Annotated in this window: 15 protein-coding genes and 1 tRNA gene; 4 read left to right on the forward strand and 12 right to left on the reverse strand. The window is 52.3% G+C overall.

What is annotated here, in order from left to right; genetic code table 11:
- Window positions 1-580: 580 nt before the first annotated feature.
- The gene (locus JTA15_RS13455; protein ID WP_081308099.1) at window positions 581-814 is read right to left on the reverse strand and encodes a hypothetical protein; all 234 of its coding nucleotides are present in this window, start codon (window positions 812-814) and stop codon (window positions 581-583) included.
- A gap of 1,270 nt (window positions 815-2,084) precedes the next feature.
- On the opposite strand from JTA15_RS13455, the gene JTA15_RS13460 reads away from it, so the two are divergent.
- Entirely contained in the window at window positions 2,085-2,891 is an 807-nt protein-coding gene (locus JTA15_RS13460) for a DUF4225 domain-containing protein (protein WP_032678920.1), read from the forward strand.
- Here the strand turns inward: JTA15_RS13460 and JTA15_RS13465 are convergent.
- The 4 genes from JTA15_RS13465 to JTA15_RS13480 all read right to left on the reverse strand — a co-directional run bounded on the left by JTA15_RS13465 (window position 2,888) and on the right by JTA15_RS13480 (window position 4,798).
- A complete protein-coding gene (locus tag JTA15_RS13465; RefSeq protein ID WP_032678921.1) occupies window positions 2,888-3,202 on the reverse strand; it encodes a hypothetical protein in 315 nt (104 codons plus the stop codon). The two genes, JTA15_RS13460 and JTA15_RS13465, sit on opposite strands and share 4 nt — an antisense overlap.
- A 564-nt stretch (window positions 3,203-3,766) precedes the next feature.
- Window positions 3,767-3,840, reverse strand: a tRNA-Gly gene (locus tag JTA15_RS13470).
- Window positions 3,841-3,920: 80 nt separating this feature from the next.
- Complete coding sequence (gene actS / locus JTA15_RS13475) at window positions 3,921-4,661, reverse strand: amidase activator ActS (RefSeq protein WP_032680337.1); 741 nt, start codon at window positions 4,659-4,661, stop codon at window positions 3,921-3,923.
- The gene (locus tag JTA15_RS13480) at window positions 4,643-4,798 is read right to left on the reverse strand and encodes a hypothetical protein (protein WP_153852832.1); all 156 of its coding nucleotides are present in this window, start codon (window positions 4,796-4,798) and stop codon (window positions 4,643-4,645) included. The genes actS and JTA15_RS13480 overlap by 19 nt, the downstream gene beginning before the upstream one ends.
- A gap of 25 nt (window positions 4,799-4,823) precedes the next feature.
- On the opposite strand from JTA15_RS13480, the gene idi reads away from it, so the two are divergent.
- The gene (gene idi / locus JTA15_RS13485; RefSeq protein WP_020883734.1) at window positions 4,824-5,366 is read left to right on the forward strand and encodes an isopentenyl-diphosphate Delta-isomerase; all 543 of its coding nucleotides are present in this window, start codon (window positions 4,824-4,826) and stop codon (window positions 5,364-5,366) included.
- A 39-nt stretch (window positions 5,367-5,405) separates the two neighbouring features.
- On the opposite strand, the gene lysS is transcribed toward idi, so the two are convergent.
- The 5 genes from lysS to xerD all read right to left on the reverse strand — a co-directional run bounded on the left by lysS (window position 5,406) and on the right by xerD (window position 11,494).
- Window positions 5,406-6,923, reverse strand: a complete 1,518-nt coding sequence (gene lysS, locus JTA15_RS13490; protein WP_020883733.1) for a lysine--tRNA ligase — start codon at window positions 6,921-6,923, stop codon at window positions 5,406-5,408.
- Window positions 6,924-6,932: 9 nt separating this feature from the next.
- Window positions 6,933-8,031, reverse strand: a protein-coding gene (prfB, locus tag JTA15_RS13495; RefSeq protein WP_104440355.1) for a peptide chain release factor 2 whose coding sequence is annotated in 2 segments (ribosomal slippage) — window positions 6,933-7,955 and window positions 7,957-8,031 — 1,098 coding nt in all. Because the reading frame shifts where the segments join, the coding sequence is not laid out codon by codon here.
- A 90-nt stretch (window positions 8,032-8,121) separates the two neighbouring features.
- Entirely contained in the window at window positions 8,122-9,855 is a 1,734-nt protein-coding gene (recJ, locus tag JTA15_RS13500) for a single-stranded-DNA-specific exonuclease RecJ (RefSeq protein WP_014171509.1), read from the reverse strand.
- Between the two features lie 5 nt (window positions 9,856-9,860).
- Entirely contained in the window at window positions 9,861-10,574 is a 714-nt protein-coding gene (gene dsbC, locus JTA15_RS13505; protein WP_020883731.1) for a bifunctional protein-disulfide isomerase/oxidoreductase DsbC, read from the reverse strand.
- A 23-nt stretch (window positions 10,575-10,597) separates the two neighbouring features.
- Entirely contained in the window at window positions 10,598-11,494 is an 897-nt protein-coding gene (gene xerD / locus JTA15_RS13510; protein WP_014171511.1) for a site-specific tyrosine recombinase XerD, read from the reverse strand.
- Between the two features lie 101 nt (window positions 11,495-11,595).
- On the opposite strand from xerD, the gene fldB reads away from it, so the two are divergent.
- Window positions 11,596-12,117 (forward strand): flavodoxin FldB, encoded by a 522-nt coding sequence (gene fldB / locus JTA15_RS13515; RefSeq protein ID WP_014171513.1) that lies wholly within the window; start codon window positions 11,596-11,598, stop codon window positions 12,115-12,117.
- 6 nt (window positions 12,118-12,123) lie between these two features.
- Here fldB and JTA15_RS13520 read toward each other — a convergent pair whose 3' ends face one another.
- Both JTA15_RS13520 and sdhE read right to left on the reverse strand, forming a co-directional pair.
- On the reverse strand, window positions 12,124-12,534 hold the full coding sequence (locus JTA15_RS13520; protein WP_014171514.1) for a protein YgfX: 411 nt from the start codon (window positions 12,532-12,534) through the stop codon (window positions 12,124-12,126).
- Entirely contained in the window at window positions 12,515-12,781 is a 267-nt protein-coding gene (gene sdhE / locus JTA15_RS13525; RefSeq protein ID WP_003863437.1) for an FAD assembly factor SdhE, read from the reverse strand. Before sdhE ends, JTA15_RS13520 begins: the two co-directional genes overlap by 20 nt.
- A 294-nt stretch (window positions 12,782-13,075) precedes the next feature.
- Between sdhE and ygfZ the strand changes: the two genes are divergently transcribed.
- Window positions 13,076-14,056 (forward strand): tRNA-modifying protein YgfZ, encoded by a 981-nt coding sequence (gene ygfZ / locus JTA15_RS13530; RefSeq protein ID WP_020883730.1) that lies wholly within the window; start codon window positions 13,076-13,078, stop codon window positions 14,054-14,056.
- Window positions 14,057-14,136 lie beyond the last annotated feature (80 nt).

Raw genomic sequence — 14,136 nt, forward strand, 5'->3', positions numbered from 1 at the left:
TTGTTATAAAAAACACCCACTCTCACTTTGCAATCCATCCATAGGGATATATTCTTTCGATATTTTTAATATTTAATGAGGTCTTTTAAGATTAAGTTGGCACGAGGAATTTATAACAATCCAACTGACCTGATAAATTTATTGACTTCTGCTATAAAAAGTAGAGCCGTTCTTGATGTGCAAATAAAATTGAGAAAAATCAGAAGAAAGGTCGACTCATATAGAAAGAAAAGCATCACTATACCCTTGAATTATATCATAACACTACCAACATCGAGATTGACTCAATAACTTTATGTTCTCAGATAACATAATTTATCACCCATTTTTCTTTTCGAGAGGTTTTTTAATTCTGCTTACTCTCGCCTCTTCCAAAACGCTTAACGATCTAGGTTAAAAAATTTCTGCTTATAGGATTAATAGAATGAGCATTGGATAAATAAGGATGCGGAGAATTTACTCTATAATAGGCCTGATGCGTATTTGAAAAAAGCTCAAATAAAGAGTTTAGCCCATTTTGTTTAGAAAGATGAAGATTAGCAGCTACGGCTGCCCCCTTCACAGATCCCCGCCATAAACACTACTCCTCGTTGTTTTTATTCTCGTTATTTTGCCGCATGGATTCTATAAACTCTCGTTGCTCCTGTGTGAGTTCAAGATCATCCAGCAAGCGATCCAACTCTTCTTCAGGTAATTCTTTTTGATTCTGTCTCTTCCCGATAGCCATGCTCACCCTTGAGTTAATAGGATTAATCTCAGGGTATCCAGGGTGCATAAAATGCGCAACTAACAGATTTTGGACAATAGAAGCCATAAAGCCCCGTTAGTGGTACAAGTAACAAGCGGAGCGTAGCGACTTCATCAGATTGTCTGAGGGTCACACCTTATCAGGTGTGCTCGTATATCTGTCTGTAGTGGTTTACTGAATTTGGCCACCTCAACAGATATGGACTACGCTGCCAAGTTAACCCCACTTGGTGTAAGCGTCCTTACTCAGAAAGCCCCGACTTCAGGTGATATCATTATTAACGTCCTCAAAAGTGCAGCAGGTGAGACCCGCTCTGCGGTGATCGGTGCAGTCATAGGTTGGATTTTCGGCGGGAAATAATAGGATTTAAATACCCATAAATTGCGGTTAATTGATAGAAAATCCTGTCTGTTGTCACTGGCTCGCCTGTGGGGAATGGTGATCGTTATGGTATCGGATACATAACGAAGCCAGTAGTGGCAGGGCCTCGGCAGATCTGCCAGCCATATTGTAGCTAAACACCATCACCGATCCGTCCTCCCATATCGAAAAAATAAATTTTTTTCACAACCTTCTGAAAATCCGTCTATTTTTGGATGCATTGAGCCGCCTGTAGTGCGCTGTGGGACGTCGTGGATTATCGGTACGCAGTTTAGCTAGAAATCGCCGTTACAGGCTTCTGGTGGAGCATATGGGGCTATTGGTTGAGCAGTTCACAATTGTGTGGAAAAGGTACGCATCCGTGACCTGCCAGGGCGGGAGAATTTCGCCTGTTGTTGGTGGGTTGTCTGGTAGTGAAACCGGTTGAATGTATCTGTTATTGTGCCGCAGGCCGCTCTGCACACGCATGAAATAATACTGAACCTATACAACCCTTTGTTGTGGGAAAACATCAGAAAACAAGCATCAGACTCTGTAAAAAGGCTATGCAAAAACACCCCTCTTTTATGCAGTGTTTATGCACTCACTTTGATCGCCTTTTCACGAGAAAACCTTCCTAAATAAGGCATACAGCCTGATTAGACAATGAGTGCCGATCCGGTTAGTCGTATAACGTACATTATGTTAAATAGACCCATTTTTTAACAAATTATCTATCTGAACAGATGTGGCTGGGATGTCCGATATTTCAGCAAGAAGACAAGGAAGTATTGACTGCTGGCCTGTCACGTCTAGCAGCGGTCCAACAGAGCCGGGAATATTTTCAGCAGGAGAATGTAAAATGGGAGGATAAAGGTACGGGACACACACGGGGGGGGGGTTGTGAAAGTATTTCCTGTTGTCTTCGACCTTATTGCACGTAAAATGACCAGACACATTTTGGGAAGGAGTCTTTATGGATATCGCACTGCTCAACAGGGGCTGGAACAGAACATGGTCAGATACCATGGTGAATCTTGAAGCCCGGAAACTCGTCGAAACAGCAAACCGGCTGTCAGCATTCTATTTGCAAGATGGGATAACTCGTATCAAGTTTGTTGAAGAGATAAAACAGGTTGTAGAGAAAGAATTTGAAACAGCACGACGAGCTAAAACCGATGAAGAATGCATTGTATGCATCAAAAATCTGCGTGCTGAAACAGATAATCTACAAGAACAAGAACGTCTGTTAAGAACCAAGTCCGCACAGCTTTACGCGAAGGTCGAGTTTGTTAAGGAAAATAATAAAATCGTCGGCTACATGATTTCAGCTATTCACATTGTGGTTTCTGGAATAGCAATTGCTGGCGGTGCGTTGATGGTCGCTACGATGACACCTTTAGGTATGCTGGCAGGGGCCATCCTTGTAACAGATGGCATTAACGGTCTGTCAAAAGAAATCATCCCTGCTATATATGGAAAACAATATCACACAGAGGGATTTGTGGCTGATGGTGCTATGGAAGCGGCCCAGTTTATGGGTTTCAAGCCTGAAACAGGACTTGCGATTTATAACGCTATTACGTTAACTGCAAGTGTATATAGCATCTTTGGATTAGCCAGAAGACCCGAAGCATGGAGGCTATTTAAATGGATGCCCCGTGATTTTTATCGCAAGGTCGACACGATGAGCCGTCCCAAATTAACAATGAAAATAGTAGGTTATGGACTTAAGGCCAAAGTAATTTTTGACCTGCTTTCTACTGACACAGCGAGCCATTAGCCTCTGAATTTTCTCCAGAACCGCCAGGATTTGTAAGAAAGGACTGGCGGCTGAATAAATGCAACGATGACTATTGCGATCAGAATTGATATCCCACCACCCACGACGGTTTCTTTCGCAGTAAACAACACTAAAAGGATAAAAACCATCAGACATGCCGATGTTATCCATAAAACAACCCTGAATCGATTAGCCAGATCCTGAATCGCTTCCCCCAACGTTCCACCATAGCTTTCAACGTTGTTTTTTATTTTCTGCAAATCCGATGGTGTAAATCCTGAACGTAACAACGCCTCATCAGTCACTTTCATATTGTCTCGTCCCTTATCTTCCAGAAGTGCTTTCCCAATCGCTGATTGTGCAAGCAATCATACTGATGAACTTTACAGCAATCCACATGATGTTTGTGCAATGTATCAGATTTCAGACAATAGAAGCCATAAAGCCCCGTTAGTGGTACAAGCAACAAGCGGAGCCGTTAGGCGACTACATCAATGTTCAGAGAGATAACACCTTATCAGGGTGCTCGTGTACCTTTCGGAGCGTGAGCGAAGCGCTGGCAGAGCCGGATCTGTAGCTACCGGGGCATTACCACTATTCACCTGTTTACGTGGCTTATAGGGCCACACATCGGGCTTAAATGCGTGTGTTCAATCTGTTCGGGAGTTATGCCAGGTATGTAGCTTTTTGTTCGTTGTTGTACTGTCGCGGTAAGAACTTGGAACCACCGCCAGCGTGATAATATGCTCCCTTGTACCACAGACCAATCACGCGACAGGTGCGGGCGTAGAACAATGGGTAGTTTAAGTTGTACCTGCTAAAGCGGGGCAACGTAACTAACTGATAAATCATAATTTATTGATTTATCAGGAGACTGGAGCGGGCGAAGGGAATCGAACCCTCGTATAGAGCTTGGGAAGCTCTCGTTCTACCATTGAACTACGCCCGCTTTGAGGTGCGTAAGGCATTATAGACCTTACGCCTCTTCATACAAGCCTCTTTGCAACTAAATGGCGATTATATAATCACTTAGCACTTTGGCTTGCTGCCTGGCACCGGAAGATAACGCTGCGGATCGATGGCTGTAGCGCGATAGCGGATCTGGAAGTGTAACTTCACCGAGTCCGTGCCGGTACTGCCCATGGTGGCAATCTTCTGCCCAGCCTTCACATTCTGCCCGTTGTTCACCAGCATCGTATCGTTGTGGGCATAGGCAGTGATGTAATCTTCCCCATGTTTAATCATGATCAGGTTACCGTAACCGCGCAGCTGGTTGCCGACGTAGACCACCTTCCCTGCCCCTGATGCATAGACTGGCGTGCCGCGCGCAGCAGCGATATCAATGCCTTTATTGCCTCCCTCAGACAAGGAGTAAGGCAACACGACCTTGCCGCTGGCAGGCCAGACCCAGCAACGCTGGCCGACCGGAGGCCATGAGGACTGCGGCACCGCGTAAGACGGCGTCACTTTGGCTGTTTTGCCTTTAGAGGATTTCTTCGTTGAAGACGCGCCACCGTTAACCTTCAGTTTCTGCCCCACCTCGATAGTGTAGGGTGGAGAGATGTTATTCAGACGCGCCAGATCCTTCACGCTGGTCCCCGTTGCGCGCGAAATCCGATACAGCGTATCCCCGCGCTTAACGGTATAGACCGCACCGGAATAGCTGCCCATATCCGACGACTTGCTTCCTGAACAGCCTGCCAGTAATAGCGTCAGCGTCAGACAAAAAACGGCGGTAATGGGATTTCTCGTCAGGCTTCCTGCAAACAAAACAGATCCTCGGTCAGCGTGAATGGCGCACTATGATACCAGCCCAGACTGATATGGGTCAGCCCTTTTCCGCTCTTGAGAGCAAACGGCGCATGGAGGAATGCGGTATAATGCAGCTGCTGATGGTGCTGAGCCATCCGCATCGTTGGCACTGGAGCATCAATGAGTATTCAAGAACACGTTATTTTGGTAAATGACCAGGGAATGGTGATTGGCACTCAGGAAAAGTACGCCGCCCACACCGCCCACACCCCGCTGCACCTGGCTTTCTCATCGTGGCTTTTTAACGCCAGAGGTGAGTGTCTGGTTACCCGACGCGCCTTAAGCAAAAAAGCCTGGCCAGGTGTCTGGACCAACTCCGTTTGTGGACATCCTCAGTCTGGTGAAAAGACGGAACAGGCTATCATCCGCCGTTGCCGCTTTGAGGTTGGCGCGGAGATCGCCAATATCACTCCCATCGCCTCTGAGTTCCGTTATCGTGAAGCCGATCCTTCGGGGATCGTGGAGAACGAGATTTGCCCGGTATTCGCAGCACGCGTCACCAGCGAACTGCATATTAATCACGATGAAGTGATGGAGTATGAATGGGTCGAGCTGGAAGCGTTGTTCCGCGCACTGGACGCTGCCCCCTGGAGCTTTAGCCCGTGGATGGTGCAGGAAGCGACGGTCGCCCGCGACGCGCTCAGGGCCTTCGCGGCGCAATAAAAAAGCCCCTTTCGGGGCTTTTTTTACTGTCTTAACGGCTTACTTCACCGGGCGCATCGCCGGGAACAGGATCACATCACGGATGGTGTGGCTGTTAGTGAACAGCATAACCATACGGTCGATACCAATCCCCAGCCCTGCGGTTGGTGGCAGACCGTGCTCCAGCGCAGTCACATAGTCTTCGTCGAAGAACATCGCTTCGTCATCGCCCGCCGCTTTCGCGTTAACCTGATCCTGGAAGCGCTGAGCCTGATCTTCTGCATCGTTCAGCTCGCTAAAGCCGTTGCCGATTTCGCGGCCACCGATGAAGAACTCAAAGCGGTCAGTGATTTCCGGGTTCATATCATTACGACGTGCCAGCGGAGAAACTTCTGCCGGGTATTCGGTGATGAAGGTCGGCTGAATCAGATGCGCTTCGGCCACTTCTTCGAAGATCTCGGTCACGATACGGCCCAGACCCCAGCTCTTCTCAACGTTGATACCGATGCTTTCCGCGATCGCTTTCGCAGAGTCGAAGTTATCCAGATCGGCCATGTTGGTTTCTGGACGGTATTTCATGATCGCTTCGCGCATGGTCAGTTTTTCGAACGGCTTGCCGAAGTCGAAGACTTCTTCACCGTAAGGCACTTTAGTGGTGCCAAGAATGTCCTGCGCCAGGGTACGGAACAGAGATTCGGTCAGCTCGATCAAATCTTTATAATCCGCATACGCCATATAGAGTTCCATCATGGTGAACTCTGGGTTATGACGCACGGAGATGCCTTCGTTACGGAAGTTACGGTTGATTTCGAACACGCGGTCAAAACCACCGACGACCAGACGCTTCAGGTACAGTTCCGGCGCGATACGCAGGTACATGTCCAGATCGAGGGCGTTGTGATGGGTGATGAACGGACGTGCAGACGCACCGCCTGGGATCACCTGCATCATTGGGGTTTCCACTTCCATAAAGTCGCGGTTAACCATGAACTGGCGGATACCGGCCATGATCTGAGAGCGAATCTTGAAGGTCTTACGGGATTCATCGTTGGAGATGAGATCCAGGTAACGCTGACGGTAGCGCGCTTCCTGATCCTGCAGGCCATGGAATTTGTCCGGCAGCGGGCGCAGGGCTTTGGTCAGCAGACGCAGTTCGGTGCAGTGGATAGACAGCTCACCGGTCTTGGTTTTGAACAGCTTACCTTTCGCCCCCAGGATATCGCCCAGGTCCCACTTCTTGAACTGCTCGTTGTAGATGCCTTCCGGCAGGTCGTCGCGGGAGACGTACAGCTGAATACGGCCGCCAACGTCCTGCAGCGTCACGAAGGAGGCTTTACCCATGATACGACGGGTCATCATGCGGCCAGCAACGGCCACTTCGATGTTCAGCGCTTCCAGCTCTTCGTTCTCTTTACCGTCGAAGTCAGCGTGCAGTTGGTCTGAGGTATGGTCACGACGAAAATCGTTCGGGAACGGCACGCCCTGCTCGCGCAGTGCTGCCAGCTTCTCGCGGCGGGTTTTCAGTTCGTTATTAAGATCGACTACCGCGTCAGCGCCCTGTGCTTGTTGTTCAGACATGTTGGTTCCTCATAACCCTGCTTTCAAACTTGCTTCGATAAATTGGTCCAGGCTGCCGTCCAGCACCGCCTGCGTGTTACGGGTTTCAACCCCGGTACGCAGGTCTTTGATGCGGGAGTCATCAAGGACGTAAGAACGGATCTGGCTGCCCCAACCGATGTCAGATTTGTTATCTTCCATCGCCTGTTTCTCAGCATTTTTCTTCTGCATCTCCAGCTCATAAAGCTTCGCTTTCATCTGCTTCATGGCCTGGTCTTTGTTCTTATGCTGGGAACGGTCGTTCTGGCATTGCGTCACCAGCCCGGTTGGAATGTGGGTGATACGCACCGCAGATTCCGTACGGTTAACGTGCTGACCACCCGCGCCGGATGCGCGGTAAACGTCGATACGCAGATCCGCCGGGTTGATGTCGATATCGATATCTTCGTCAACTTCCGGATAGACAAATGCGGAGCTGAAGGAGGTGTGACGACGGCCGCCGGAGTCGAACGGGCTCTTACGCACCAGGCGGTGAACCCCCGTCTCGGTACGCAGCCAGCCGTAGGCGTAATCGCCAATAATCTTGATGGTGACAGATTTAATACCGGCCACTTCACCTTCAGACTCTTCGATGATTTCGGTTTTGAAGCCGCGGGCTTCCGCCCAGCGCAGATACATGCGCATCAGCATGCTGGCCCAGTCCTGGGCTTCGGTACCGCCAGAACCTGCCTGAATATCGAGATAGCAGTCAGCGTTATCGTATTCACCGGAGAACATGCGACGGAATTCAAGCTGTGCCAGCTTCTCTTCGAGCACGTCGAGTTCAGCCACGGCTTCGTTAAAGGTTTCTTCGTCGTCAGCTTCGACGGCCAGCTCCAGTAAACCGGAAACATCTTCCAGCCCCTGAGCCATTTGATCCAGCGTATCTACGATAGCTTCGAGAGAGGAACGCTCTTTACCCAGCGCCTGCGCGCGTTCAGGTTCGTTCCAGACGTCCGGCTGTTCCAGCTCGGCGTTTACTTCTTCAAGACGCTCTTTCTTGGCATCGTAGTCAAAGATACCCCCTAAGAACGTCAGAGCGCTCCGTGAGGTCCTGAATACGGTTTTTTACCGGATTAATTTCAAACATGGTCTGTTTTCTTTTATGGACTTGTCAAAATGCGGTGATAAGAGCGGGATTGTACCGAATCCACGCCCTTTTTTATAGAGATTACTGCCGCTAAATTGGCCAGATATTGTCGATGATGATCTGAAGGGTGCGGTTACCGCGGAACTCGTTTATATCCAGTTTGTATGCCAGCTCAACTTCGCGCACGCCGTTGTCCGGCCAGACAGCGGTATCGACGTTAAAGGCAATACCGTCCAGCAGCGGGCCACCGCCTACAGGCTCGACCATCACTTTCAGATGGCGCTCACCAACAATGCGCTGTTGCAGCAGACGGAAGCGGCCATCGAACAGGGGTTCCGGGAACATCTGCCCCCACGGCCCTGCATCCCGGAGCATCTGTGCCACTTCCATCGTCATCTCAACCGGCGTGAGTTCGCCGTCGGAAACCACTTCGCCCTGCAGCAGGGCCGGGTCAATCCAGTCGGTGACCAGCTCGCCGAACAGACGCTGGAACTCGTCGAACTTCGCCTCTTCCAGCGACAAACCTGCCGCCATGGCATGGCCGCCGAACTTGAGCATCAGACCCGGGTAGAGGGTATCCAGACGCTCCAGCGCATCGCGCATGTGCAGCCCCTGAATCGAACGCCCGGAGCCTTTGAGGGTGCCATCACCAGCCGGTGCAAACGCAATGACCGGGCGGTGGAAACGCTCTTTAATACGCGAAGCCAGAATGCCCACCACGCCCTGATGCCACTCAGGGTGATACATCGCCAGGCCGCCCGGCAGCGTATCGCCGCTGCGTTCCAGTTTTTCGCACAGGGTCAGCGCTTCAACCTGCATTCCCTGTTCAATTTCTTTACGGGTCTGGTTCAGGGCGTCCAGTTCATTAGCCAGCACGCGCGCTTCACCAATGTTGTCGCACAGCAGCAACGCAACGCCAACGGACATATCGTCCAGTCTGCCGGCCGCGTTCAGGCGAGGCCCCAGAGCGAAGCCCAGATCGCTTGCCGCCAGCTTGAGCGGATCGCGGTTAGCAATCTCAAGCAGCGCTTTGATACCAGGACGGCATTTGCCCGCCCGGATGCGGCTTAAGCCCTGCCAGGTCAGAATACGGTTATTGGTATCGAGCGGCACCACGTCCGCGACGGTCCCCAGTGCGACCAGGTCGAGATACTCGGCCAGGTTCGGCACGGCAATACCGCGGGCGTCGAACCAGCCCTTATCACGCAGCAGCGTGCGTAACGCCAGCATCAGATAAAATGCCACGCCGACGCCTGCGAGTGATTTCGACGGGAAATCGCAGTCGCGCAGATTCGGGTTGATGATCGCTTCCGCGGCAGGCAGCGTTTCACCCGGCAGGTGGTGATCGGTAACCAGCACCGGGATCCCCAGCTGATGCGCATGATCGACGCCCGTATGGGAAGAGATCCCGTTGTCAACGGTCAGGATCAGCTGTGCACCGCGGGCATGGGCCTGATCGACCACTTCCGGGCTGAGGCCGTAACCATCTTCAAACCGGTTCGGCACCAGATATGTCACGTTGTCGCAGCCCAGCGCGCGCAGGCTCAGCACGCTCAGCGCGGTACTGGTTGCGCCATCAGCATCAAAATCCCCCACCACCACAATACGCGTACCTTCACACAGCGCGTTGTAGAGTATTTCTGTGGCTTTTTCGATGCCGTTTAACTGCTGCCATGGCAACATCCCTTTAACGCTGCGCTCAAGGTCGGCGGCGGTACGCACGCCACGGCTGGCGTATAGCCGCTTTAGCAGCGGCGGGAGGTCGTCAGGCAAATCAGCATGTTCAACCGCCTCGCGGCGGCGCAGTTTTATTGGGGCTTTCACGCGAATTATTTACCACCAAACTGTTTCTGGTGCGCGTCGAGGAACTCTTTCATCTCTTTAGGTCCCTGATAACCCGGAACAACATAGCCATTGCTCAGGACAATCGCTGGCGTACCGTTCACGCCAAACTGCACACCCAGCGCGTAGTGGTTAGCGATATCAATGTCGCAGGATGCAGGCTGCACGCCTTTGCCATTCATCGCGTCATCAAAGGCTTTGTTGCGGTCTTTCGCACACCAGATAGCTTTCATATCCTGCTCTGGCTTGCTCTCAACGCCCGCGCGCGGGAAGGCCAGATAACGCACGGTGATCCCCAGCGCGTTGTAATCTTTCATTTCTTCATGCAGCTTATGGCAGTAGCCACAGGTGATGTCGGTGAAGACGGTAATGACGTGTTTTTCCTGCGCCGCTTTATAAACGATCATCTCTTTTTCGAGCGCGTTCAGGTTTTTCATCAGCAGCTGGTTGGTTACGTTGACCGGCTGTGCACCGCTCACGTCGTACATTGGCCCCTGAATAATGTGTTTTCCGTCTTCGGTCACGTACAGCACGCCGCTGTTCGTCAGAACCGTTTTCATGCCGGCAACCGGTGCAGACTGGATATCACTGCTGGTGACGCCTAGCTTCGCCAGAGACTGTTTGATAGCGGCGTCATCCGCATGGGCAAAACCGGTAAATGAGGCTGCCAGCAGGGTGAACAGCGCGAAAGACTTTTTCATATAAGATCCTAATTCGTCGGCACTCACGCTCGTGGGTGGTGCTGTTGGTGTAGCTGCCGCAGCCGTTCCGTCGCGACATGGGTATAAATTTGGGTCGTGGAAAGATCGCTGTGTCCCAGCAGCATCTGCACCACGCGCAGGTCGGCGCCGTGGTTCAGCAGATGCGTCGCAAAGGCATGACGCAAAACGTGTGGCGAAAGCTTTTCACTGTCGATACCCGCCAGTGTGGCGTAATGTTTGATGCGATGCCAGAACGTTTGCCGCGTCATCTGTTGTGCGCGCTGGCTGGGGAACAAGACGTCGATTGAAGCGCCATTAAGCAACCATGGACGACCGTGCTCCAGATACGTTTCCAGCCAGTACACCGCCTCTTCACCCAGCGGTACCAGCCTTTCCTTGTTTCCTTTACCGATTACGCGAACCACGCCCTGACGAAGGCTAATGTCGCTCATCGTCAGGCCGACCAGTTCAGAAACACGCAAACCGGTAGCATACAATAGCTCAAGCATGGCTTTATCGCGTAACTCCAGCGGCAGGTCAACTGCGGGTGACTGTAATAATCTCTCAACTTGTGCTTCGCTGAGATCTTTCGGCAGCCGCTGCGGGAGTTTCGGGGAGGCCAGAAGCGCGCTGGGATCGTCTTCGCGAATTTTCTCACGGTTGAGGTGCTGGAACAGCCGACGCATTGCGCTGAGCAAACGTGCGGAACTGGTGGCCTTGTAGCCCCCTTCCATCCGCTCGCCCAGCAGCGCCTGCAGGTCGTCGCTTTGGGCGTTCGCCAGCGACAGCCCGCGGTGCGCCAGCCACTCCACCAGCATGGTGAGATCGCGCCGGTAGGCACTGAGCGTATTCTCGGCCAGGTTCTTCTCCAGCCACAGTGCATCGAGAAACTGTTCGATGAGTGCGAGATCCTTTTCCACATCAGCCCCTTTGATTCTGCAGTCAGGCCATTATGCCTGATTGCGATCGGTTTCTGGTACACTACGCGCAAAGTCAAAGCAAGAATTGAGATAGTCACGCGATGAATATTGGTCTGTTCTATGGTTCCAGCACCTGCTACACCGAAATGGCGGCAGAGAAAATTCGGGACATCATTGGCCCGGAACTGGTGACGTTGCATAACCTGAAAGATGACGCGCTTACGCTGATGGAGCAGTACGACGTGCTGATCCTCGGCATCCCGACCTGGGATTTCGGCGAAATACAGGAAGACTGGGAAGCCATCTGGGACCAGCTTGATACGCTTAACCTCGACGGCAAAATCATTGCCATGTACGGCATGGGAGATCAGCTGGGTTACGGTGAGTGGTTCCTGGACGCACTCGGCATGCTGCACGACAAACTGGCACCGAAGGGCGTCACGTTTATCGGTTACTGGCCAACCGAAGGGTACGAGTTCACCAGTAAGAAACCGATTATTGCCGATGGGCAGCTGTTTGTCGGGCTGGCACTGGATGAAACCAACCAGTACGATCTCAGCGATGAGCGCCTGCAAAGCTGGTGTGAGCAGATTCTGGGCGAAATGGCAGAACAGTTTAGCTAACGCGAATTACTCCTGCGTCAGCTGCTGTAATAACATCCGACGCAGGTCCCGCCACTCAGCGCTATCCATACTGTCCGCGGCCAGCCACAGATGCTGGCGACGCCCGCTGTCCACGCTACGTAGCCGCAGCATCATGCCGGAAGCGATCATCCAGGGCATACCGAGAATTTCCCACTCTTTTCCCTGCCAGCGCAGGCGGGAATCCATCAGTAATTTGATCTCCCCCTGACGGGCATGAATGCGGCGCTGGCTGCGCACGCTGTCAAACACCACAAACGACAGCAACAGCAGCCACAGAGGCGTATAGCTAAGCGGCCACGGCATCAGTAACACAAAGGCCGCGACCAGGCCGTGGAGCAACAACGACATCCACTGCGAGCGCCACGAGACGCGAAGGTCAGATTGCCACAGGACCACGTTCCTGATTCCGTGTTTGAATTAATTGCACCATCCGTTGCAACTCGGTGTCGGCGGGTTTGCCGTGATTCATCAGCCAGTTAAATAAATCAGGATCGTCAGACTCAAGCAGGCGAACAAACAGACGCTTATCATCATCGCTTAAGCTGTCATACTCATATTCGAAGAAAGGCATGATGGAAATATCAAGTTCACGCATGCCGCGACGGCACGCCCAGTGAATACGGGCCTTGTTGTTAATATCCATGTTCTGTTTCCTGCATTACGTTTGGCACAGTCGGCACCCCGTCCAGTGTTCTTGATTTCTCTGCGGGGACACCAGCTAGTGTAACGTGTTTTTGACCGTTTCTTTACTGGAATATTGCGAACCACGAGCGCGCTTCCACAATAAACCCTATAAAGACAGCGGATTACACTATTTTGCGTGGCGCTACGCATAACCGGGCTATGGCACAAATGGCCTGTTGAAAGCGCTTGCAATGCCAGCAGGCTCTTTTACCATTAGGCATTATCAAAGCGTTAAGCAATTCAGGATATCGTTATGGCCTTTACACCATTTTCTCCTCGCCAGCCCGCCGCCTCTGCGCGTCTGCCGCTGACGCTTATTACTCTTGATGACTGGGCGCTGGCGACACTCACCGGTGCAGACAGCGAAAAATACCTGCAGGGCCAGGTAACCGCCGACGTCAGCCAGATGGACGAACATCAGCATCTGCTGGTCGCACACTGCGATCCAAAAGGGAAGATGTGGAGCAACCTGCGCCTGTTCCGTCGTCAGGAGGGTTTTGCCTTTATTGAGCGCCGCAGCCTGCGGGACGCGCAGCTCACCGAGCTGAAAAAATACGCGGTCTTCTCAAAAGTCACTATCGCCGCGGATGATGAACACGTTCTGCTGGGCGTGGCAGGCTTCCAGGCCCGTGCGGCGCTGAAAAATCTGTTCAGTGAACTCCCGGATGCCCAGAAACAGGTCGTCAGCGAAGGCGCAACGTCTATTCTGTGGTTTGAACACCCGGCGGAACGCTTTCTGTTAGTCACGGATACCGCGACCGCCGAACGCGTCACCGAGGCGCTGCGTGGTGAAGCCCAGTTTAATAACAGCCAACAGTGGCTGGCGCTGAACATTGAAGCCGGTCTGCCGGTGATTGACGCCGCAAACAGCGGGCAGTTCATTCCTCAGGCCACCAACCTGCAGGCGCTGGGTGGCATTAGCTTTAAGAAAGGGTGCTATACCGGCCAGGAGATGGTGGCACGCGCCAAATTCCGCGGAGCCAACAAACGCGCACTGTGGACCCTGGCGGGCCACGCCAGCCGCGTGCCTGACGCTGGTGAAGATTTAGAACTGAAGATGGGCGAGAACTGGCGCCGTACCGGCACGGTGTTAGCCGCAGTTCAACTGGATGATGGCCGCCTTCTGGTTCAGGCCGTCATGAACAACGATATGGAAGCCGACAGCGTGTTCCGCGTGCGTGACGATGCCAATACGCTGAGCATTGAGCCACTGCCGTATTCGCTGGAAGAGTAAGGCGTCATTGCCCGGCGACGAGATAAAAAAACGGTAACCTGACGGTTACCGTTTTTTTTGCTTACTCTCACAAAGAGAGG

The sequence above is a fragment of the Enterobacter sp. BIDMC 29 genome (genome assembly GCF_019378755.1).
In the GTDB taxonomy this organism is placed as follows: domain Bacteria; phylum Pseudomonadota; class Gammaproteobacteria; order Enterobacterales; family Enterobacteriaceae; genus Enterobacter; species Enterobacter ludwigii.

Coding starts and splice junctions, on each gene's coding strand:
- ygfZ (WP_020883730.1), top strand. CDS start 13,076: ATGGCCTTTACACCATTTTCTCCTCGCCAGCCCGCCGCCTCTGCGCGT.
- idi (WP_020883734.1), top strand. CDS start 4,824: ATGAGTATTCAAGAACACGTTATTTTGGTAAATGACCAGGGAATGGTG.
- JTA15_RS13455 (WP_081308099.1), bottom strand. CDS start 814: ATGGCTTCTATTGTCCAAAATCTGTTAGTTGCGCATTTTATGCACCCT.
- dsbC (WP_020883731.1), bottom strand. CDS start 10,574: ATGAAAAAGTCTTTCGCGCTGTTCACCCTGCTGGCAGCCTCATTTACC.
- fldB (WP_014171513.1), top strand. CDS start 11,596: ATGAATATTGGTCTGTTCTATGGTTCCAGCACCTGCTACACCGAAATG.
- JTA15_RS13460 (WP_032678920.1), top strand. CDS start 2,085: ATGGATATCGCACTGCTCAACAGGGGCTGGAACAGAACATGGTCAGAT.
- JTA15_RS13480 (WP_153852832.1), bottom strand. CDS start 4,798: ATGGCTCAGCACCATCAGCAGCTGCATTATACCGCATTCCTCCATGCG.
- lysS (WP_020883733.1), bottom strand. CDS start 6,923: ATGTCTGAACAACAAGCACAGGGCGCTGACGCGGTAGTCGATCTTAAT.
- sdhE (WP_003863437.1), bottom strand. CDS start 12,781: ATGGATATTAACAACAAGGCCCGTATTCACTGGGCGTGCCGTCGCGGC.
- JTA15_RS13465 (WP_032678921.1), bottom strand. CDS start 3,202: ATGAAAGTGACTGATGAGGCGTTGTTACGTTCAGGATTTACACCATCG.